Genomic DNA, 20899 nt, shown 5'->3' with positions numbered 1-20899 from the left:
TATAAAGGAGAAACACATGACAGTTGCAATTGATTGGGAAAACCTTGGATTTTCTTATATGAAATTACCTTATCGCTATATCGCTCACTACAAAAATGGTCAATGGGATCAAGGAGAATTGACAGAGGATGCGACCTTGCATATTTCAGAGTCTTCTCCAAGTCTCCACTATGGACAACAAGCATTTGAGGGATTGAAAGCCTATCGTACCAAGGACGGCAGTGTTCAATTGTTCCGTCCTGACGAAAATGCTAAGCGTTTGCAACGTACTTGTGACCGTCTTTTGATGCCACAAGTTCCAACAGAAATGTTTGTAGAAGCTTGTAAAGCAGTTGTGCGTGCAAATGAAGAATACGTACCACCATATGGAACAGGTGGAACTCTTTATCTTCGTCCACTTTTGATTGGTGTTGGGGATATTATTGGGGTTAAACCAGCAGAAGAGTATATTTTCACCATCTTTGCTATGCCAGTTGGAAATTACTTTAAAGGTGGTTTAGTTCCAACAAACTTCTTGATTCAGGATGAATACGACCGTGCAGCTCCGAATGGTACAGGTGCGGCCAAGGTGGGTGGAAACTATGCTGCTAGTCTCCTCCCAGGTAAAATGGCCAAGTCACGCCAATTTTCAGATGTTATCTACCTAGATCCATCTACACATACAAAGATTGAAGAAGTCGGATCAGCCAACTTCTTTGGAATCACGGCCGACAATGAATTTGTTACGCCATTGAGTCCATCCATCTTGCCATCCATTACCAAGTACTCTTTGCTTTACTTGGCAGAACACCGCTTGGGCTTAACTCCGATTGAAGGTGATGTCCCAATCGATAATTTGGATCGTTTTGTAGAGGCAGGTGCCTGCGGTACAGCAGCAGTTATTTCTCCAATTGGAGGTATCCAACATGGCGATGATTTCCATGTTTTCTACAGTGAAACAGAAGTAGGTCCTGTTACACGTAAACTCTATGATGAATTGACTGGTATCCAATTTGGTGATGTAGAAGCGCCTGAAGGATGGATTGTCAAAGTGGACTAAAAGACATGAAGTAAAGAAGAACTCCATAGCAGTTGTAAGGGCTGAAATGGAGTTTTTTCTTGCTAGTTTGAGCATTTTCTTGTACAATAGAAAAAGTGAAAAGAGGTACAGTATGAGTAAAAAAGATAAGAAAATTGAAATCCAATTAACCGATGCAAAAGTGACTGTTGGGAAAGACAGCTATGAAGGATACGTTTTGACGATCGGGAAAAAGGTCATTGGGGAAATTGCCGAATTAGATAGCCAATTTGCCATCATAAAGAATGGAAATGTCGATAGTTTTTATAAAAAACTTGAAAAAGCTGTGGAAATTTTGATTGAAAACTATAATTTGACAAAATAATACTTGTTTTATTGAAAATTTCATGATATAATAGTTCTCGTTAAACATTGGAGAGATAGCGAAGAGGCTAAACGCGGCGGACTGTAAATCCGCTCCTTCGGGTTCGGGGGTTCGAATCCCTCTCTCTCCATTCATCAATGGGGTATAGCCAAGCGGTAAGGCAAGGGACTTTGACTCCCTCATGCGTTGGTTCGAATCCAGCTACCCCAGTTCTTAGGTAATAAATTCAAGATAAAAAGAAAAATATCTTAGGGTATTTTATTTTTATAATTGAAAGACGTGAACGATATGAACATGTCTTTGCGGGTGCTTAGGAAAAAAATTATAAGTATGTCAAGTTTGGAAAAACTTGATTGTTGGAGGATTTTTTAGATGAACGAATTTGAAGATTTGCTAAATAGCGTTAGCCAAGTTGAGCCTGGTGATGTTGTTAGTGCTGAAGTATTGACAGTTGATGCGACTCAAGCTAACGTTGCAATCTCTGGGACTGGTGTTGAAGGTGTCTTGACTCTTCGCGAATTGACAAACGATCGCGATGCAGATATCAATGACTTTGTGAAAGTAGGAGAAGTATTGGATGTTCTTGTACTTCGTCAAGTAGTTGGTAAAGATACTGATACAGTTACATACCTTGTATCTAAAAAACGCCTTGAAGCTCGCAAAGCATGGGACAAACTTGTAGGACGCGAAGAAGAAGTTGTTACTGTTAAAGGAACTCGTGCCGTTAAAGGTGGACTTTCAGTAGAATTTGAAGGTGTTCGTGGATTTATCCCAGCTTCAATGTTGGATACTCGTTTCGTACGTAACACTGAGCGTTTCGTAGGTCAAGAATTTGATGCTAAAATCAAAGAAGTTGATCCTAAAGAAAACCGCTTCATCCTTTCACGTCGTGAAGTTGTTGAAGCAGCTACTGCAGCGGCTCGTGCTGAAGTATTCGGTAAATTGGCTGTTGGTGATGTCGTAACTGGTAAAGTTGCTCGTATCACTAGCTTTGGTGCTTTCATCGACCTTGGTGGAGTTGACGGATTGGTTCACTTGACTGAATTGTCACACGAACGTAACGTATCACCTAAATCAGTTGTAACTGTTGGTGAAGAAATCGAAGTGAAGATCCTTGATCTTAACGAAGAAGAAGGACGCGTATCACTTTCACTTAAAGCAACAACACCTGGACCATGGGATGGCGTTGAGCAAAAATTGGCTAAAGGTGATGTAGTAGAAGGAACAGTTAAACGTTTGACTGACTTCGGTGCATTTGTTGAAGTATTGCCAGGTATCGATGGACTTGTTCATGTATCACAAATTTCACACAAACGTATCGAAAATCCAAAAGAAGCTCTTACTGTTGGTCAAGAAGTTACTGTTAAAGTCCTTGATGTTAACGCTGACGCAGAACGTGTATCACTTTCTATCAAAGCTCTTGAAGAACGTCCAGCTCAAGAAGAAGGACAAAAAGAAGAAAAACGTGCTGCTCGTCCACGTCGTCCAAAACGTCAAGAAAAACGTGATTTCGAACTTCCAGAAACACAAACAGGATTCTCAATGGCTGACTTGTTCGGTGATATCGAACTTTAATCAATTGATAATCACAAAATCCTTTGTTTAAAACAAGGGATTTTTCTTTTGTCTCTTTCCCATTTTTGATATAATAGTTCTATGTTAGATTCAGAAAAACAATCACAATATCAAATGTTAAATGAGGAACTCTCTTATTTACTAGAAGGTGAGACCAATGTTCTTGCCAATCTTTCAAATGCTAGTGCCCTCCTAAAATCTCGCTTTCCGAATACTGTATTTGCAGGGTTTTATCTGTTTGATGGTAGCGAGTTGATTTTAGGGCCTTTTCAGGGTGGTGTTTCTTGTATTCGCATTCCGCTTGGGAAAGGCGTGTGTGGAGAAGCTGCTGAGTTTCAAGAGACTGTTTTGGTTGGCGATGTGAGCACCTATCCAAACTATATTTCTTGTGATAGTATGGCCAAGAGTGAAATCGTAGTTCCCATGCTCAAGAATGGTCGATTGCTGGGTGTCTTAGACTTGGATTCTTCACTTATTGATGATTACAATGCCATTGACCGTGATTACTTGGAACAATTTGTCGCTATTTTGCTTGAGAAGACAGAATGGGACTTTACGATGTTTGAGGAGAAAGCCTAATGTATCAAGCACTTTATCGAAAATATAGAAGCCAAACTTTTTCACAATTGGTCGGACAAGAAGTTGTGGCTAAAACCCTAAAACAAGCGGTCGAGCAGGAAAAGATTAGTCATGCCTATCTTTTTTCAGGCCCTCGTGGGACTGGGAAGACCAGTGTGGCCAAGATTTTTGCCAAGGCTATGAACTGTCCGAACCAAGTGGACGGAGAACCATGTAATAACTGCTATATCTGCCAAGCAGTGACAGAAGGTAGCTTAGAAGATGTCATCGAAATGGATGCGGCTTCGAATAATGGAGTCGATGAAATCCGAGAAATTCGTGATAAATCTACCTATGCACCTAGTTTGGCACGTTATAAGGTCTATATCATAGACGAGGTTCATATGCTATCTACAGGAGCTTTTAATGCGCTTTTGAAGACGCTAGAAGAACCAACTCAAAATGTTGTCTTTATCTTGGCGACCACCGAATTGCACAAGATTCCAGCAACTATTTTATCGCGTGTCCAACGTTTTGAGTTTAAATCGATTCGAACTCAAGATATCACGGCACATATTCATCATATTTTAGAAAAAGAAAATATCAGTTCTGAACCAGAGGCTGTGGAAATCATTGCTAGACGAGCTGAAGGTGGGATGCGGGATGCCTTGTCTATTCTGGACCAAGCCTTGAGTTTGACTCAAGGGAATGCTTTAACTACAGCTATCTCTGAGGAGATTACAGGCACCATTAGTCTATCAGCGCTTGATGACTATGTAGCCGCCTTGTCTCAGCAGGATGTTTCAAAAGCTCTTGATTCTTTGAATCTTTTGTTTGAAAATGGCAAGAGCATGACTCGTTTTGTGACGGATCTTTTACAGTACTTGCGTGATCTACTAGTTGTTCAGACAGGTGGCGAAAATACTCATCATAGTCCAGTTTTTATGGACAATCTAGCTCTTTCTCAGGAAAGTCTCTTTGAAATGATTCGAATAGCGACTGTGAGCTTGGCGGATATGAAAGCAAGCCTACAACCTAAGATTTATGCTGAGATGATGACTATTCGTTTAGCGGAGATTAAGCCTGAACCAGTGCTTTCAGGAGCTGTCGAAAGTGAAATTTCTGCACTGAGACAGGAAGTCGCTCGTCTTAAACAAGAACTTGCCAATGTTGGAACTGCTCCTAAACAAGTGGCGCCAGTCCCTAGCCGTCCAGCCACTTCCAAGACAGTCTATCGAGTAGACCGTAATAAGGTTCAGGCTATCCTACAAGAAGCTGTTGAACATCCTGATTTGGCACGGCAAAACTTGATTCGCCTCCAGAATGCATGGGGAGAGGTAATCGAAAGCTTAGCTGGTCCTGATAAGGCTCTTCTTGTTGGTTCTCAACCAGTTGCAGCCAACGAACACCATGCTATTTTAGCTTTTGAATCTAATTTCAATGCTGGACAAACCATGAAACGGGATAACCTCAATACCATGTTTGGCAATATTCTTAGCCAGGCGGCTGGATTTTCACCTGAAATCCTGGCAATTTCCCTAGAGGAATGGAAAGAGGTTCGTGCAGCATTTTCAGCTAAAAACAAGTCTTCTCAAGCTGATCAAGAGACGGAAGAAGAAAGCCTAATTCCAGAAGGATTTGAATTTCTGGCTGATAAAGTCATGGTTGAAGAAGACTAAAAGTGGATTTCATGGTACAATAATCCTATGACTAGACAACAATTTATCGTGATAGCACTATTTACTGCTGCTGAGACTTATTTTTTCAATGAAGCTTGGATGACGGGTCGCTATTTCATGGCAGCCTTTTGGGCCATTCTACTTTTTCGAAATTTTAGGTTAAGTTATGTAATGGGGAAAATAGTAGACGCTATTGATCAGCACCTAAACCGCAAGGATTAGTCACTAGCTTCTAAACAAAATCAAAGCCTTTTAGGCTTTTTTTGTTATACTAGTAGAGTATATTTATGGACCTTTTCTTGTATTTTTTAGAGAAATGTAAGTGATTTCGCTAAGGATAAAGGAAGTAGGCCAGAAAAAGAAAGGAACTATCATGTCAGTATTAGAGATCAAAGATCTTCACGTTGAGATTGAAGGAAAAGAAATTTTGAAGGGGGTCAATCTGACTCTGAAAACAGGAGAAATCGCAGCTATCATGGGACCAAATGGTACTGGTAAATCGACTCTTTCTGCAGCTATTATGGGGAACCCTAACTATGAGGTTACCAAAGGTGAGGTCTTGTTTGATGGCGTAAACATCCTTGAGTTGGAAGTGGATGAGCGTGCGCGTATGGGACTTTTCCTTGCTATGCAATACCCATCTGAAATCCCTGGAATTACCAACGCTGAATTTCTTCGTGCAGCTATGAATGCTGGTAAAGAAGATGATGAAAAAATTTCAGTTCGTGAGTTCATCACTAAACTAGACGAGAAAATGGAATTGCTCAACATGAAAGAAGAAATGGCAGAGCGTTACCTCAACGAAGGTTTCTCTGGTGGTGAGAAAAAACGTAATGAAATTCTTCAACTTTTGATGTTGGAACCAACTTTTGCTCTTTTGGATGAGATTGACTCAGGTCTTGATATTGACGCCCTTAAAGTCGTATCGAAAGGTGTCAATGCTATGCGCGGCGAAGGCTTTGGTGCTATGATCATCACTCACTACCAACGTCTTTTGAACTACATCACACCAGACGTGGTTCACGTGATGATGGAAGGTCGTGTGGTCCTTTCTGGTGGTCCAGAATTGGCTGCCCGTTTGGAACGTGAAGGATACGCAAAACTAGCTGAAGAACTTGGCTACGACTACAAGGAAGAATTGTAATTCCCTCGTATCTTTTAGGAGAAGTAAATGACTAAAGAGAATATTAAACTTTTTTCAGAAATGCACGCTGAACCAAGCTGGTTGGCTGACCTCCGTCAAAAAGCTTTTGATAAGATTGAGAGTTTGGAATTACCAGTTATCGAGCGTGTCAAATTTCACCGTTGGAATCTGGGAGATGGAACCATCACAGAAAGTGAACCTTCAGCAAATGTTCCTGACTTCACGGCTCTAGATAATCACTTGAAGTTGGTGCAAGTAGGAACGCAGACTGTTTTTGAACAAACTCCAGTTGAATTGGCTGAACAAGGAGTAATCTTTACAGACTTCCACTCAGCTTTAGAAGAAATTCCCGAACTTATCGAGGAATTCTTCATGTCATCTGTTAAGTATGACGATGACAAGTTGGCAGCCTACCACACAGCTTATTTTAACAGTGGTGCTGTTCTCTACATCCCTGATAATGTTGAGATTGCTGAACCAATCGAAGGAATTTTCTATCAAGATAGCGATAGCGATGTGCCATTTAACAAACATATCCTCATCATCGCTGGTAAGAATAGTAAGATTAGCTACCTTGAACGTCTTGAGTCTCGTGGCCAAGGTAGTGCCAAAGCAACTGCTAATATCACAGTAGAAGTGATTGCTCGTTCAGGCGCGCAAGTGAAGTTTGCTGCGATTGACCGTCTAGGTGAGAACGTCACAGCCTACATTAGCCGCCGAGGTAAATTAGGTAACGATGCAAGTATTGACTGGGCTATCGGTGTCATGAACGAAGGAAATGTTGTTGCTGACTTTGATAGTGATTTGATTGGAAATGGTAGCCATGCAGACCTTAAGGTTGTTGCTCTTTCAAGTGGCCGTCAGGTTCAAGGGATTGATACTCGAGTGACTAACTATGGGTGCAACTCAATCGGAAATATCCTCCAACATGGGGTTATCCTTGAAAAAGCGACCTTGACCTTCAATGGTATTGGCCACATTATCAAGGGTGCCAAGGGAGCAGATGCGCAACAAGAAAGCCGTGTTCTCATGCTTTCAGACCAAGCGCGTTCAGATGCCAACCCAATTCTTTTGATTGATGAAAATGACGTAACTGCAGGTCACGCGGCTTCTATCGGTCAGGTGGATCCAGAAGATATGTACTACCTCATGAGCCGTGGCTTGGATAAGGCGACTGCTGAGCGCTTGGTTGTTCGTGGTTTCCTTGGATCTGTTATCGTTGAGATTCCAGTCAAAGAAGTTCGTGATGAAATGATTGCAACTATCGAAGAAAAATTGTCAAAACGCTAAGGGGAAGCCTATGTTAGATGTAGAAGCGATTCGCAAGGATTTTCCAATTTTAGACCAGATTGTCAACGATGAACCTCTGGTCTATCTGGACAATGCTGCGACGACACAAAAACCACTAGCAGTTCTGGAAACAATCAACCGCTATTATGAGCAGGAAAATGCCAATGTTCACCGTGGTGTCCATACTTTAGCTGAGCGAGCAACAGCTTCTTATGAAGCTGCTCGTGAAACCATTCGTAAGTTTATCAATGCAAGCTTTACAAAGGAAGTACTCTTTACCAGAGGAACGACGACCAGTCTTAACTGGGTGGCACGTTTCGCTGAGGAAATCCTGACTGAGGGAGACCAGGTCTTGATCTCAGTAATGGAACATCATTCCAATATCATTCCATGGCAGGAAGCTTGTCGCAAGACTGGGGCAGAGCTTGTCTATGTTTATCTCAAGGACGGAGCTCTGGATATGGATGACTTGCGCGCTAAATTGACTGATAAAGTCAAGTTTGTCTCCCTAGCTCACGCCTCTAATGTCCTTGGTGTGGTTAATCCTATCAAAGAAATCACTCAATTAGCCCATCAAGTTGGAGCTATTATGGTGGTGGATGGTGCTCAGTCTACACCTCATATGAAGATTGATGTCCAGGACTTGGATGTGGACTTCTTTGCCTTTTCAGGTCACAAGATGGCTGGTCCTACAGGCATCGGTGTTCTTTATGGTAAAGAAAAGTATCTGGAACAAATGTCACCAGTTGAGTTTGGTGGCGAGATGATTGATTTCGTCTATGAGCAATCTGCTAGTTGGAAGGAATTGCCTTGGAAATTTGAGGCTGGAACGCCAAATATGGCAGGTGCTATCGGACTTGCTGCAGCAGTGGATTATCTGGAAAAGATTGGTATGGATGCCATTGAATCTCATGAACAGGAATTGATTGCATACGTCTATCCAAAATTGCAGGCCATTGAAGGTTTGACCATTTATGGTTCGCAGGACTTGGCTCAACGTTCGGGTGTCATTGCTTTTAACTTAGGGAATCTTCATCCCCACGATCTTGCGACGGCTCTGGATTATGAAGGAGTGGCTGTTCGTGCTGGTCACCATTGCGCCCAACCTTTGCTTCAGTATTTGGAAGTCCCAGCAACAGCTCGTGCAAGTTTTTATATCTACAATACCAAGGCAGATTGTGACAAGCTAGTCGATGCCCTACAAAAGACAAAGGAGTTTTTCAATGGCACTTTCTAAACTAGATAGCCTTTATATGGCAGTGGTGGCAGACCATTCGAAAAATCCACATCACCAAGGGAAGCTGGAAGATGCTGAGCAAATCAGCCTCAATAATCCAACCTGTGGGGATGTCATCAACCTCTCTGTCAAGTTTGACGCAGAGGACCGTTTGGAAGATATTGCTTTTCTAAATTCAGGTTGTACCATCTCAACTGCCTCTGCTAGTATGATGACAGATGCTGTTTTGGGGAAGACCAAGCAAGAAATTCTAGAACTTGCAACCATCTTTTCTGAAATGGTTCAAGGTCAAAAGGATGACCGTCAAGACCAACTCGGGGATGGTGCCTTCTTGTCAGGTGTTGCCAAATTCCCACAACGAATCAAGTGTGCAACTCTGGCTTGGAATGCCCTTAAGAAAACAATTGAAAATCAAGAAAAACAGTAAGACAAGTTTCTTTTGTCTTATGAATCAGTAGAAATGAAGAATGAAAGAAAGGATATTATGGCTGAAGAAAGAGTAGAACCAAAACCAATTGACCTTGGTGAATATAAATTTGGTTTCCATGACGATGTAGAGCCTGTCCTATCGACAGGAAAAGGATTGAACGAAGAAGTCATTCGCGAATTATCAGCTGCTAAGGGAGAACCTGAGTGGATGTTAGAATTCCGTTTGAAGTCTTATGAAACCTTCAAAAAAATGCCTATGCAAACCTGGGGAGCAGATTTGTCAGAGATTGACTTTGATGACTTGATCTATTACCAAAAACCATCTGATAAACCAGCCCGTTCTTGGGATGATGTACCTGAAAAGATTAAAGAAACCTTTGAACGTATCGGTATTCCAGAAGCTGAACGTGCTTATCTAGCAGGAGCTTCTGCCCAGTATGAGTCAGAAGTGGTTTACCATAACATGAAGGAAGAGTTCCAGAAATTGGGTATTATCTTTACAGATACGGATTCTGCCCTCAAGGAATACCCAGACTTGTTTAAACAATACTTCGCTAAGTTGGTACCACCGACTGATAACAAGTTGGCAGCCCTCAACTCTGCAGTATGGTCGGGTGGAACCTTTATCTACGTGCCAAAAGGTGTTAAGGTAGATATCCCGCTTCAAACTTACTTCCGTATCAACAACGAAAATACAGGTCAGTTCGAACGTACCTTGATTATTGTTGACGAAGGAGCGAGTGTCCACTACGTAGAAGGCTGTACAGCGCCAACTTATTCAAGTAACAGCTTGCACGCTGCTATTGTAGAAATTTTCGCTTTGGACGGAGCTTATATGCGTTATACAACCATTCAAAACTGGTCTGATAATGTCTATAACTTGGTAACAAAACGTGCCAAAGCCTTGAAAGATGCGACTGTTGAGTGGATCGATGGAAACTTGGGTGCTAAAACAACCATGAAATACCCGTCTGTTTACCTTGATGGAGAAGGAGCGCGTGGAACCATGCTCTCTATCGCCTTTGCCAATGCAGGGCAACACCAAGACACGGGGGCTAAGATGATCCACAACGCCCCACATACAAGCTCGTCTATCGTGTCTAAGTCTATCGCTAAAGGCGGAGGAAAGGTGGACTACCGTGGACAAGTAACCTTTAACAAGAACTCTAAGAAATCTGTTTCTCACATCGAGTGTGATACCATTATCATGGATGACTTATCAGCGTCAGATACCATCCCATTCAATGAAATTCACAACTCGCAAGTTGCATTGGAACACGAAGCCAAGGTATCTAAGATTTCAGAAGAACAACTATACTACCTCATGAGTCGTGGTTTGTCAGAATCTGAAGCTACTGAGATGATTGTCATGGGATTTGTCGAACCCTTCACTAAAGAGCTTCCAATGGAATATGCAGTTGAGCTGAACCGCTTGATTAGCTATGAAATGGAAGGTTCAGTCGGATAAGTCCAAAAAGGAGAAGCAAATGGGATTTTTAAAAAAATTATTCGGTAATGTCGAAAAAGCAAATAAAGGCGAAATTCCTGCTGAGGAAATTGTTCCGCCGTTTACAAATGATTTAGCAGAAGAAGCAGATGATTATTGGCGACAAATGGAACAAAACCTCTTGATAAACGCTGTAAAAGGCGTTGGTGGTCCTGAAGCCGTGGAACGTGCTTTTGTTCTTACTAATTTCAAAGAAAATCAAGAAACCTTTGAGCTCTTTTATCAGGTAAATGGTCAACTTCTTTCATGGAGAGAGATGGATGCGACAGTTGTTGATAAAATCAGCAATCAACTCCTTCCGCAAGCGGCAGAAGTAGCGCGTGCAGTAAATGAAAATTATGAAGAGGCAAATGTACCAGTAATCCAGTACGCTATGCTTCAGTTTGAAACTGCAACCATGGCTTGGTTTGGTCGGAAGCTGACAACAGCTTCTCCAGAAGCCCAATTGACTTTTGAAGAATTGGTATCAGGTTGGCGCGCTATTTTGGAACAAGAAGTTCCAAATCGTCCTTTAGATAGTGACCGTCCCTTCCCTTACTTTGAAGTTTAAAAAATCCCAAATCCCCAAAAACTTTCAATGGAGTATACTGTTGAGCTTACTCGCTTGATAGGTAACAAATTGAAAGAATCAGTGGGTAAAAATGCAAATTCTGAACAGGAATCCTTTCTGTTCAGATTTTTTTCAAAAAAGAACCTAATAAATATTCACAAAAATGCTTTTATATGGTAAAATAAAACAATTACATTTAGTGGAGATGAAGTATGAATATTTTTAGAACCAAGGATGTTAGTCTGAGACAGACAGAGATGCGTCGCCATTTGAAATTGTGGGATTTGATTTTATTGGGAATCGGTGCCATGGTAGGGACGGGGATTTTCACCATTACAGGAACAGCAGCGGCTACTCTAGCTGGTCCCTCACTAGTGATTTCCATTGTGATTTCTGCCCTGTGTGTTTCTCTATCAGCTCTCTTTTTTGCAGAATTTGCCTCTCGTGTACCCGCAAATGGGGGTGCTTATAGTTATCTCTATGCGATTTTGGGAGAATTGCCAGCCTGGATTGCTGGCTGGTTGACCATTATGGAATTCATGACGGCTGTTTCAGGTGTGGCGTCTGGCTGGGCAGCTTACTTTAAGGGATTGCTCAGTAATTATGGTATCTCCATGCCGCAAGCCTTGAATGGAACCTTTAATCCTGAACAGGGAACCTATATCGATCTTCTGCCTATTTTAGTACTTACGTTGGTAACGGGATTGGTTTTATTAAATTCTAAGGCAGCTTTGAGATTTAATTCGCTTTTAGTGGTCTTGAAATTCTCAGCTCTAGCCTTATTTATCCTAGTTGGTATTTGGTACATCAAGCCAGAAAATTGGACGAATTTTGCTCCATTTGGTTTTGGTCAACTATATGGTGGAAGTACTGGTATTATGGCGGGTGCATCTTTGATGTTCTTTGGATTTCTCGGATTTGAGTCTATTTCCATGGCAGTTGATGAAATTCAAAGTCCGCAAAAAAATATTCCCCGCGGAATCGTCCTTTCTCTGACAATCGTCACCATTCTCTATGCTTTGGTAACCTTAGTATTGACAGGGATTGTTCACTACAGTAAGCTCAATGTGGACGATGCAGTAGCATTTTCATTACGGAGTATTGGTATCGGCTGGGCGGCAAATTATGTTTCGCTTGTAGCCATTCTAACCCTGATAACCGTATGTATCTCCATGACTTACGCTTTGTCTCGGATGATTTATAGTTTAGCACGTGATGGACTTTTACCCCAAAGTTTCAAACAATTAAGCAAGACTAGTCGTGTTCCTAAAAATGCAACCCTCTTAACAGGAGTTGCTTCAGCTATTGCTGCAGGAGTGTTTCCTCTAGCTAGTATTGCAGCCTTCTTAAATATTTGTACGCTAGCTTATCTGATTTTGTTAGCCTACGGAATAATAAAACTCAGAAAGGATAAGGGTATGCCAAAAGAGGGAGAGTTTAAAACTCCCTTGGTGCCACTTTTACCAATTCTTTCCATTCTTATCTGTGTTTCCTTTATGCTTCAATATAGTCTAGATACCTGGATTGCCTTTGGCATTGCTCTTTTAGTTGGTCTAGTCATTTACTTTACTTACGGGTTCCGCCATTCAACCCTCGCAGAAGAAGAATAAAAGCTGGGAATTCCCAGCTTTTTTAATCTTTCACATAAGTAAATCCTTCACCCAGAATTTCATGAGCCTCAGTGATGGTGATAAAGGCTTGAGGGTCAATTTTGTGAATCATATCTTTCATTTTAACGATTTCGTTTCGACCGACGATACAGTAGATAATTTTTAAATCCTTTTTGCTGTAGTAGCCTTGACCAGATATAAAGGTAACGCCACGTCCGAGTTCATCGTTAATCTCTTTGGCCAATTGATCAGGATATTGGGTAATAATCATAAATCCTTTACCAGCATAACCTCCTTCGCCTATCAAGTCGATAACACGAGCGATGATAAAGTCAAACAAGAGGGTATAGGTAACTAGACGAAGGTCCTGGAAGATAATCAAAATCAACATTAGGATAAAAAAGTCAATCCCAAAAAGCAATTTCCCAATCGAAATATTGGTGTATTTGTTGAGGATACGGGCAACGATATCAGAGCCACCAGTGGTTCCACCAGCATTAAAGATAATTCCTAAACCAACTCCTAGTAAGACACCTGAGACTAAAGCGACAATGATGAGATCCCCTTGCAAGTCGATGTGCAAAGGAATGCGCTCAAAGATTGCTAGCCAAACGGAAAGTGAAATAGATCCTAGAAGGCTGGAGTAGAGGGTCTTAGGTCCAAATATCTTCCAAGCCAGGATAAATAAAGGGATATTAATCAAGAGGTTCATCAATGAGACAGGAATCTTAAAGAGATAGTAGGTAATCAAGGTAATACCTGTCGCCCCACCCTCAAATAAATGATAAGGAACAACAAAGTAGGTAAGACCGAAGGCATAGATAGCAGCTCCAAAAATAATAGTGATAATCGGTTGAAGTTTTCGAATCATGGCTGTTCCTCACTTTTCTATAGATAGATTATACCAAAAATTCAGTTCTTTTCATCGGATCACTTATGATTTTTTATCATTTTTTTGATATAATAAAGGAGAAAATCCCAATCCTATCGAGAAGAATAGAAAGATTGAATTATGACACAAGTAAAAATTGTAACGGACTCTTCTGTTACTATCGAACCAGAAGTAGTTAAAGAATTAAATATCACTGTTGTCCCTCTATCAGTTATGATTGATAGTGTGCTTTATTCGGATGCAGATTTGAAAGAGGGAGAATTCCTTCATCTTATGCAACAAAGTAAGAATCTGCCTAAAACAAGCCAGCCACCTGTAGGAGTGTTTGCTGAGGTCTTTGAAGAACTAGGTAAAGATGGCAGTCAAATTATCGCCATTCACATGTCCCATGCCTTGTCTGGAACTGTAGAAGCTGCTCGCCAAGGGGCCAGCCTCTCAACTGCTGATGTAACGGTTATTGATAGTTCTTTTACAGATCAAGCAATGAAGTTCCAAGTTGTTGAAGCCGCAAAACTTGCTAAAGAAGGTAAAGATTTAGAAACGATCTTAGCTCATGTAGAGGACGTCAAAAATCATACAGAACTTTATATCGGTGTTTCGACGCTAGAAAACTTAGTTAAGGGTGGTCGTATTGGACGTGTGACAGGATTACTAAGCTCACTCTTGAATATTCGTGTAGTAATGCAGATGAAAAACCACGAACTCCAACCAATCGTCAAAGGACGTGGAACGAAAACTTTCAAAAAGTGGCTTGAGGAATTAACCAATACTCTTTCCCAAAAATCAGTTGCAGAGATTGGAATTTCCTACGCTGGAACGAACGAATTGGCGAATGAGATGAAGGCATTATTGCAACCTTATGTTGAGAAACCAATCTCTGTATTGGAAACTGGCTCTATTATTCAAACTCATACTGGAGAGAATGCTTGGGCGATTCTAATTCGCTACAATTCCTAAAAAAATAGAGAAAAAATGGTCAAAATAGTGTTTTTGACTTGACCTATAGTCGATTTTAGGATATGATTATATTTGTTAATTAGAAATTATTTGGAGGATTTGTTAACATGGCAAACAAACAAGATTTGATCGCTAAAGTAGCAGAAGCTACAGAATTGACTAAGAAAGATTCAGCAGCAGCAGTTGACGCTGTATTTGCAGCAGTAACTGAATACCTTGCAGCTGGTGAAAAAGTTCAATTGATCGGTTTCGGTAACTTTGAAGTTCGTGAGCGTGCTGCACGTAAAGGTCGCAACCCACAAACTGGTAAAGAAATCAAAATCGCAGCTTCTAAAGTTCCAGCATTCAAAGCTGGTAAAGCTCTTAAAGACGCTGTTAAATAATGAATTTAAAAAAAGCCTATTGTATCAAGCTTCATTGCTTGGTCGATAGGCTTTTTTTGTTGATTTGGGGTATTTTGGGGGCAAAAAGAAAAAGGTCCCCATGGATGAGAACCTTCTTTTCATTAGTTTTTAGAAGCTGCTTGGAATTCAGGGTTTTTCCATGCTTCATCGATGATAGCTTGCAATTCTTTAGCTGATGCTTGCATTTTTTGAGTTTCAGCATCGTTTAATGGGATGTTTACTGGACGAACGATACCGTGCGCACCAACAACAGCTGGTTGACCGATAAAGACGTTTTTAACACCGTATTGACCTTCTTGGAATACTGAAAGTGGAAGTACTGCATTTTCGTCATCAAGGATTGCTTTTGTGATACGAGCAAGTGCTACAGCGATACCGTAGTATGTAGCTCCTTTTTTGTTAATGATTGTGTAAGCAGCGTCACGAACACCTTCGAACAATTCAATCAATTCAGATTCTTGAACGTTTTGAGTATCTTTAAGGAATTCTTCAAGGTTTACACCAGCGATGTTGGCATGTGACCAAACCGCAAATTCAGAATCTCCGTGTTCACCCATGATGTAGGCGTGAACTGAACGAGCATCAACATCCAATTTTTCAGCAAGTGCTTGACGGAAACGTGCTGAGTCAAGTGAAGTACCTGAACCGATAACACGTTCTTTAGGGAATCCAGAGAATTTCCAAGTTGAGTAAGTCAAAACGTCAACTGGGTTAGCTGCAACAAGGAAGATACCATCGAAACCTGATTCAACAACTTGTGTTACGATTGATTTGTTGATAGCCAAATTTTTACCTACAAGGTCAAGACGAGTTTCACCTGGTTTTTGAGGAGCACCTGCAGTGATCACAACAAGGTCAGCGTCTGCACAGTCAGCGTATTGAGCAGCGTAGATTTTTTTAGGTGAAGTGAAGGCAAGGGCGTGGCTAAGGTCAAGCGCATCACCTACAGCTTTTTCGTGTAATTGAGGAATTTCGATAATTCCAAGCTCTTGTGCAATTCCTTGGTTAACAAGTGCGAAAGCGTAAGATGAACCTACGGCACCGTCACCAACAAGGATCACTTTTTTGTGTTGTTTAGTTGAAGTCATTATCTAAACATCTCCTTCATTTTTTTTAGGGGAATCCCCAGACACTTTCATTCTATCACTTTTAAAAAGCTTTGTCACGAATATTCTATTCGGTTATCGATGTAAACGTTTTAGTGATTTCCAAAGACTGAAATGAAGGACAAATTATGGTATAATATATCTAATTACTAATAGTGAAATGAGGCATTTATGAATGCAGGATAGAAATTTAGTGAATGTCAATCTGACAAAGGAGATGAAGACCAGCTTTATCGACTACGCCATGAGTGTTATCGTAGCGCGTGCTCTTCCTGATGTTCGAGATGGCTTAAAACCAGTTCACCGTCGTATTCTATACGGAATGAATGAACTAGGTGTTACTCCAGACAAACCCCATAAAAAATCAGCCCGTATTACAGGGGATGTTATGGGTAAATACCACCCTCACGGAGACTCGTCTATTTATGAGGCTATGGTTCGTATGGCCCAGTGGTGGAGCTATCGTTACATGCTCGTTGATGGGCATGGAAACTTTGGTTCTATGGACGGGGATGGTGCAGCCGCACAGCGTTATACTGAGGCACGTATGAGCAAGATTGCTCTGGAAATGCTTCGTGACATCAATAAAAACACGGTTGATTTCGTAGACAACTACGATGCCAATGAACGTGAACCCTTGGTTTTGCCAGCTCGTTTTCCAAACCTTTTGGTCAATGGGGCAACTGGGATTGCCGTAGGGATGGCTACCAACATTCCTCCTCACAACCTAGGTGAAACCATTGATGCAGTGAAGTTGGTTATGGATAATCCTGAAGTGACGACTAAGGACTTGATGGAAGTCTTGCCTGGTCCAGATTTTCCGACTGGTGCTCTTGTTATGGGGAAATCAGGTATTCATAAGGCTTATGAGACTGGTAAAGGTTCCATTGTCCTTCGTTCTCGTACAGAGATTGAAACCACTAAGACGGGTCGGGAGCGCATCGTTGTAACGGAATTCCCTTATATGGTTAATAAAACCAAGGTACATGAGCATATTGTTCGCTTGGTTCAGGAAAAACGAATTGAGGGCATTACAGCTGTACGTGATGAGTCCAACCGTGAAGGCGTTCGCTTTGTAATAGAGGTTAAACGCGACGCGTCTGCCAACGTTATCCTTAACAACCTCTTCAAGATGACCCAGATGCAAACTAACTTTGGTTTCAACATGTTGGCGATTCAAAATGGTGTGCCAAAAATCTTGTCCCTTCGTCAAATTTTGGATGCTTATATCGAACACCAAAAAGAAGTGGTTGTTCGCCGTACTCGTTTTGACAAGGAAAAAGCAGAAGCGCGTGCGCACATCTTAGAAGGTCTTTTAATTGCACTTGACCATATCGACGAAGTGATTCGTATCATTCGTGCCAGTAAAACAGATGCGGAAGCGCAAGCTGAGCTGATGAGCAAGTTCAAGCTTTCTGAACGTCAAAGTCAAGCTATCCTTGATATGCGTCTTCGTCGTTTGACAGGATTGGAACGTGATAAGATTCAGTCTGAATATGATGAATTGATTGCCTTGATTGCAGATTTGGCTGATATTCTTGCCAAACCTGAGCGCGTGGCGCAAATTATCAAAGAGGAATTGGACGAAGTCAAACGCAAGTTTGGAGACAAGCGTCGTACGGAGTTGATGATCGGAGAAGTCTTAACTCTTGAAGATGAAGATTTGATTGAAGAAACGGATGTCTTGATTACCCTATCTAACAAGGGCTATATCAAACGTTTGGACCAAGGTGAGTTTACTGCTCAAAAACGTGGTGGTCGAGGAGTCCAAGGTACGGGAGTTAAGGATGATGACTTTGTGCGTGAATTGGTTTCAACCAGCACCCATGATCATTTGCTCTTCTTTACCAATAAAGGACGCGTATATCGACTAAAAGGTTATGAAATCCCTGAATACGGTCGTACTGCTAAGGGCTTGCCTGTTGTCAATCTATTGAAGTTGGACGAAGGTGAGAGCATTCAGACCATCATCAACGTTGAGTCTGAACGTAGTGATGACGCCTATCTCTTCTTTACAACTCGTCACGGTATTGTGAAGAGAACCAGTGTCAAAGAATTTGCAAATATTCGTCAAAATGGACTTAAAGCCTTGAATCTCAAGGATGAGGATGAATTAATCAATGTCTTGCTGACAGAAGAAGATACCGATATCATCATTGGTACCAAGTTTGGTTATGCTGTTCGCTTTAATCAGTCAGCTGTTCGTGGCATGAGCCGTATCGCGACAGGTGTCCGAGGAGTTAACCTTCGTGAAGGAGATACTGTAGTTGGTGCTAGTGTCATCACTGATCAGGATGAGGTCCTTATCATCACTGAAAAAGGTTATGGTAAACGTACACTTGCTACTGAATACCCTACTAAAGGCCGTGGCGGTAAAGGGATGAAGACAGCCAATGTTGCTGAGAAGAATGGTCCTCTGGCAGGTCTCCTCACTGTTAAGGGGGATGAAGACCTGATGATTATCACGGATACAGGGGTCATGATTCGAACAAACGTTGCCAATATTTCACAAACAGGACGCTCAACTATGGGAGTTAAGGTGATGCGTCTAGACCAAGATGCCAAGATTGTGACCTTTACAACGGTTGCTGCGGCAGAAAAAGAAGAAGTTGGGACTGAAATTGAAACAGAAGGTGCAGAATAATGTCTCATAAAAAAACGAAAAATAAAAAGAGTAAGAAAAATAAGCGCAGAAATCTATTTATCAATATTTTAGCGGGTTTCTTAATTCTTCTTTCCCTAGCCTTGATTTTTAATTCAAAGATTCGCGATATCTTTTTGGTCTGGAATACCAATAAATACCAAGTCAATCAAGTCACTAAGGAAAATATAGATGAAAATCTAAAAACCGAAGGGAATTTTGATTTTGACTCTGTTAAGTCTATTTCATCCGAAGCTGTATTGGCTTCACAATGGGATGCTCAGAAACTTCCCGTTATTGGAGGTATTGCTATTCCCGAAGTGGAGATAAACTTACCGATTTTTAAAGGTTTGGATAATGTAAACCTGTTCTATGGGGCAGGGACTATGAAACCTGACCAAAGAATGGGAGAAGGGAACTATTCTCTAGCTAGTCACCATATCTTTACTGCTGAAAATGCCAGTCAAATGCTCTTCTCACCTTTGGTCAATGCCAAAGCAGGTATGAAAATTTACCTGACGGATAAGGATAAAGTTTATACTTATGAGATTACAGAAGTTAAACGTGTTACACCAGACCGTGTAGATGAAATCGAAGATCGTGATGGTGTAAAGGAGATTACTTTGGTTACCTGTGTTGATTATAATGCGACTGAACGTATAATCGTCAAAGGAATCTTTAAAGAATCAAAGGCTTATTCTGAGACTTCTGAGGATATTTTGAAGGCCTTTAATCAACCGTATAGACAACGTTATTAAGAATGAATGAACCAGTGAAGTGCTATTTCACTGGTTTTTTGTGTCAACAAATAGAATCAAAATAGTTCGTATGAAAAAGGATAAGAAGACTTAGGATAAAGATTTTTAAGATAAATATTTTAGAATTTTACAGAAAACGCTTTCTAGAAAACAAGAATTATGTTATAATTATCACAAATAAAAGTTTAGGAGTTTTTTATGGTCTCTTCAGAATTTATTTCAAAGATTGAATTTGCTTGTAAGAAGAAAGAAAGTCTTTATAGCCAAAGTAAATTTAAGTATGCGATTCGTTCCATGTTTGCAGGTGCCTTTTTAACATTTAGTACGGCTGCAGGTGCAGTTGGGGCTGACTTGATTAATAAGATCGCTCCAGGTAGTGGACGTTTTCTCTTCCCATTTGTTTTTGCTTGGGGATTGGCCTATATTGTTTTCTTGAATGCTGAGCTGGTAACTTCGAATATGATGTTTTTGACAGCTGGTAGTTTCTTGAAAAAAATTTCATGGAGAAAAACAGCTGAGATTTTACTTTACTGTACCTTGTTCAACCTTATCGGAGCTTTGATAGCAGGTTGGGGCTTTGCCCACTCAGCAGCCTATGCAAATCTAACACATGATAGCTTCATTTCAGGGGTTGTAGAGATGAAGTTAGGTCGTTCCAATGAGCTAGTCTTACTTGAAGGTATTTTAGCCAATATCTTTGTAAACATTGCCATTCTTTCATTTGTTTTGGTGAAAGATGGTGGAGCCAAACTTTGGCTTGTTTTGTCAGCAATTTACATGTTTGTATTCTTAACAAACGAACACATTGCTGCGAACTTTGCTTCTTTTGCGATTGTTAAGTTCAGTGTTGCAGCAGATTCAATTGCTAACTTTGACATACCTAATATTCTTCGACACTGGGGTGTGACCTTTATTGGGAACCTCATTGGGGGCGGTCTCTTGATCGGATTACCATACGCCTTCCTCAATAAAAATGAAGATACTTATGTAGATTAAATAAAAAAGCACGAGCCAATGACCTGCACCCCAAAAGTTAGACAGAAAAAATCTGACTTTTGGGGTGTTTTATTATGTGACTATTAGTCCGTCTCGCTCCGTTAGGAGCGAGACAAATAAACCACCCGCTATGCGGGTGTGCGTCGAAGGTTATACCAAAAAACTCCAAACGCGATACAATAAA

The 20899-nt window shown here is 41.0% G+C and carries 20 protein-coding genes and 2 tRNA genes; 20 read left to right on the top strand and 2 right to left on the bottom strand.

Annotated features, from left to right (window positions below; all coding sequences use genetic code 11):
* The first annotated feature begins 1 nt into the window (after position 1).
* The 15 genes from B7720_RS08875 to B7720_RS08805 all read left to right on the top strand — a co-directional run bounded on the left by B7720_RS08875 (position 2) and on the right by B7720_RS08805 (position 12961).
* Complete coding sequence (locus tag B7720_RS08875; protein ID WP_337460029.1) at positions 2-1039, top strand: branched-chain amino acid aminotransferase; 1038 nt, start codon at positions 2-4, stop codon at positions 1037-1039.
* A gap of 112 nt (positions 1040-1151) precedes the next feature.
* Positions 1152-1382 carry a DUF2969 domain-containing protein gene (locus B7720_RS08870; RefSeq protein ID WP_000037107.1) on the top strand — a complete coding sequence of 77 codons (231 nt, stop codon included), beginning with the start codon at positions 1152-1154 and terminating at the stop codon, positions 1380-1382.
* A gap of 49 nt (positions 1383-1431) precedes the next feature.
* Positions 1432-1512 (top strand) — tRNA-Tyr (locus B7720_RS08865).
* Between the two features lie 8 nt (positions 1513-1520).
* Positions 1521-1592, top strand: a tRNA-Gln gene (locus B7720_RS08860).
* Between the two features lie 162 nt (positions 1593-1754).
* Entirely contained in the window at positions 1755-2957 is a 1203-nt protein-coding gene (gene rpsA, locus B7720_RS08855; RefSeq protein ID WP_001001617.1) for a 30S ribosomal protein S1, read from the top strand.
* An 81-nt stretch (positions 2958-3038) separates the two neighbouring features.
* Positions 3039-3536: a GAF domain-containing protein gene (locus tag B7720_RS08850; RefSeq protein WP_009013631.1), complete on the top strand. Its 498-nt coding sequence runs from the start codon at positions 3039-3041 to the stop codon at positions 3534-3536.
* Positions 3536-5194, top strand: coding sequence for a DNA polymerase III subunit gamma/tau (gene dnaX / locus B7720_RS08845; protein ID WP_084857618.1), 1659 nt, complete (start codon positions 3536-3538; stop codon positions 5192-5194). Before B7720_RS08850 ends, dnaX begins: the two co-directional genes overlap by 1 nt.
* A gap of 27 nt (positions 5195-5221) precedes the next feature.
* On the top strand, positions 5222-5416 hold the full coding sequence (locus tag B7720_RS08840) for a DUF3272 family protein (RefSeq protein WP_000198269.1): 195 nt from the start codon (positions 5222-5224) through the stop codon (positions 5414-5416).
* A 151-nt stretch (positions 5417-5567) separates the two neighbouring features.
* Positions 5568-6338 carry a Fe-S cluster assembly ATPase SufC gene (gene sufC / locus B7720_RS08835; RefSeq protein WP_000114489.1) on the top strand — a complete coding sequence of 257 codons (771 nt, stop codon included), beginning with the start codon at positions 5568-5570 and terminating at the stop codon, positions 6336-6338.
* A 27-nt stretch (positions 6339-6365) separates the two neighbouring features.
* On the top strand, positions 6366-7628 hold the full coding sequence (gene sufD / locus B7720_RS08830) for a Fe-S cluster assembly protein SufD (RefSeq protein WP_084857615.1): 1263 nt from the start codon (positions 6366-6368) through the stop codon (positions 7626-7628).
* Between the two features lie 10 nt (positions 7629-7638).
* Positions 7639-8865, top strand: coding sequence for a cysteine desulfurase (locus B7720_RS08825; RefSeq protein WP_084857613.1), 1227 nt, complete (start codon positions 7639-7641; stop codon positions 8863-8865).
* Positions 8852-9292 (top strand): Fe-S cluster assembly sulfur transfer protein SufU, encoded by a 441-nt coding sequence (gene sufU, locus B7720_RS08820; RefSeq protein WP_084857611.1) that lies wholly within the window; start codon positions 8852-8854, stop codon positions 9290-9292. Before B7720_RS08825 ends, sufU begins: the two co-directional genes overlap by 14 nt.
* 57 nt (positions 9293-9349) lie before the next feature.
* A complete protein-coding gene (gene sufB / locus B7720_RS08815) occupies positions 9350-10762 on the top strand; it encodes a Fe-S cluster assembly protein SufB (RefSeq protein ID WP_000797056.1) in 1413 nt (470 codons plus the stop codon).
* 19 nt (positions 10763-10781) lie between these two features.
* Complete coding sequence (locus B7720_RS08810; RefSeq protein ID WP_084857608.1) at positions 10782-11351, top strand: hypothetical protein; 570 nt, start codon at positions 10782-10784, stop codon at positions 11349-11351.
* 212 nt (positions 11352-11563) lie between these two features.
* On the top strand, positions 11564-12961 hold the full coding sequence (locus tag B7720_RS08805) for an APC family permease (RefSeq protein ID WP_084857605.1): 1398 nt from the start codon (positions 11564-11566) through the stop codon (positions 12959-12961).
* A gap of 22 nt (positions 12962-12983) precedes the next feature.
* On the opposite strand, the gene B7720_RS08800 is transcribed toward B7720_RS08805, so the two are convergent.
* The gene (locus B7720_RS08800; protein ID WP_044020617.1) at positions 12984-13832 is read right to left on the bottom strand and encodes a YitT family protein; all 849 of its coding nucleotides are present in this window, start codon (positions 13830-13832) and stop codon (positions 12984-12986) included.
* Positions 13833-13973: 141 nt separating this feature from the next.
* Here B7720_RS08800 and B7720_RS08795 point away from each other — a divergent pair, with 141 nt between their 5' ends.
* Entirely contained in the window at positions 13974-14810 is an 837-nt protein-coding gene (locus B7720_RS08795; protein ID WP_084857603.1) for a DegV family protein, read from the top strand.
* Between the two features lie 107 nt (positions 14811-14917).
* On the top strand, positions 14918-15193 hold the full coding sequence (locus B7720_RS08790) for an HU family DNA-binding protein (RefSeq protein ID WP_001284636.1): 276 nt from the start codon (positions 14918-14920) through the stop codon (positions 15191-15193).
* Between the two features lie 122 nt (positions 15194-15315).
* Here B7720_RS08790 and B7720_RS08785 read toward each other — a convergent pair whose 3' ends face one another.
* Positions 15316-16302, bottom strand: a complete 987-nt coding sequence (locus B7720_RS08785) for an L-lactate dehydrogenase (protein WP_000204719.1) — start codon at positions 16300-16302, stop codon at positions 15316-15318.
* Between the two features lie 193 nt (positions 16303-16495).
* On the opposite strand from B7720_RS08785, the gene gyrA reads away from it, so the two are divergent.
* From gyrA to B7720_RS08770, 3 genes are all read left to right on the top strand, one after another.
* Complete coding sequence (gene gyrA, locus B7720_RS08780; protein ID WP_084857601.1) at positions 16496-18964, top strand: DNA gyrase subunit A; 2469 nt, start codon at positions 16496-16498, stop codon at positions 18962-18964.
* A complete protein-coding gene (locus B7720_RS08775; protein ID WP_084857599.1) occupies positions 18964-19719 on the top strand; it encodes a class A sortase in 756 nt (251 codons plus the stop codon). Before gyrA ends, B7720_RS08775 begins: the two co-directional genes overlap by 1 nt.
* Positions 19720-19917: 198 nt before the next feature.
* Positions 19918-20715: a formate/nitrite transporter family protein gene (locus B7720_RS08770; protein ID WP_084857597.1), complete on the top strand. Its 798-nt coding sequence runs from the start codon at positions 19918-19920 to the stop codon at positions 20713-20715.
* Positions 20716-20899 lie beyond the last annotated feature (184 nt).

Origin of the sequence: Streptococcus oralis subsp. oralis (assembly GCF_002096455.1) — a bacterium.
Taxonomy (GTDB): domain Bacteria; phylum Bacillota; class Bacilli; order Lactobacillales; family Streptococcaceae; genus Streptococcus; species Streptococcus oralis_CY.
This window is presented reverse-complemented; position numbering and strand designations above follow the sequence as displayed.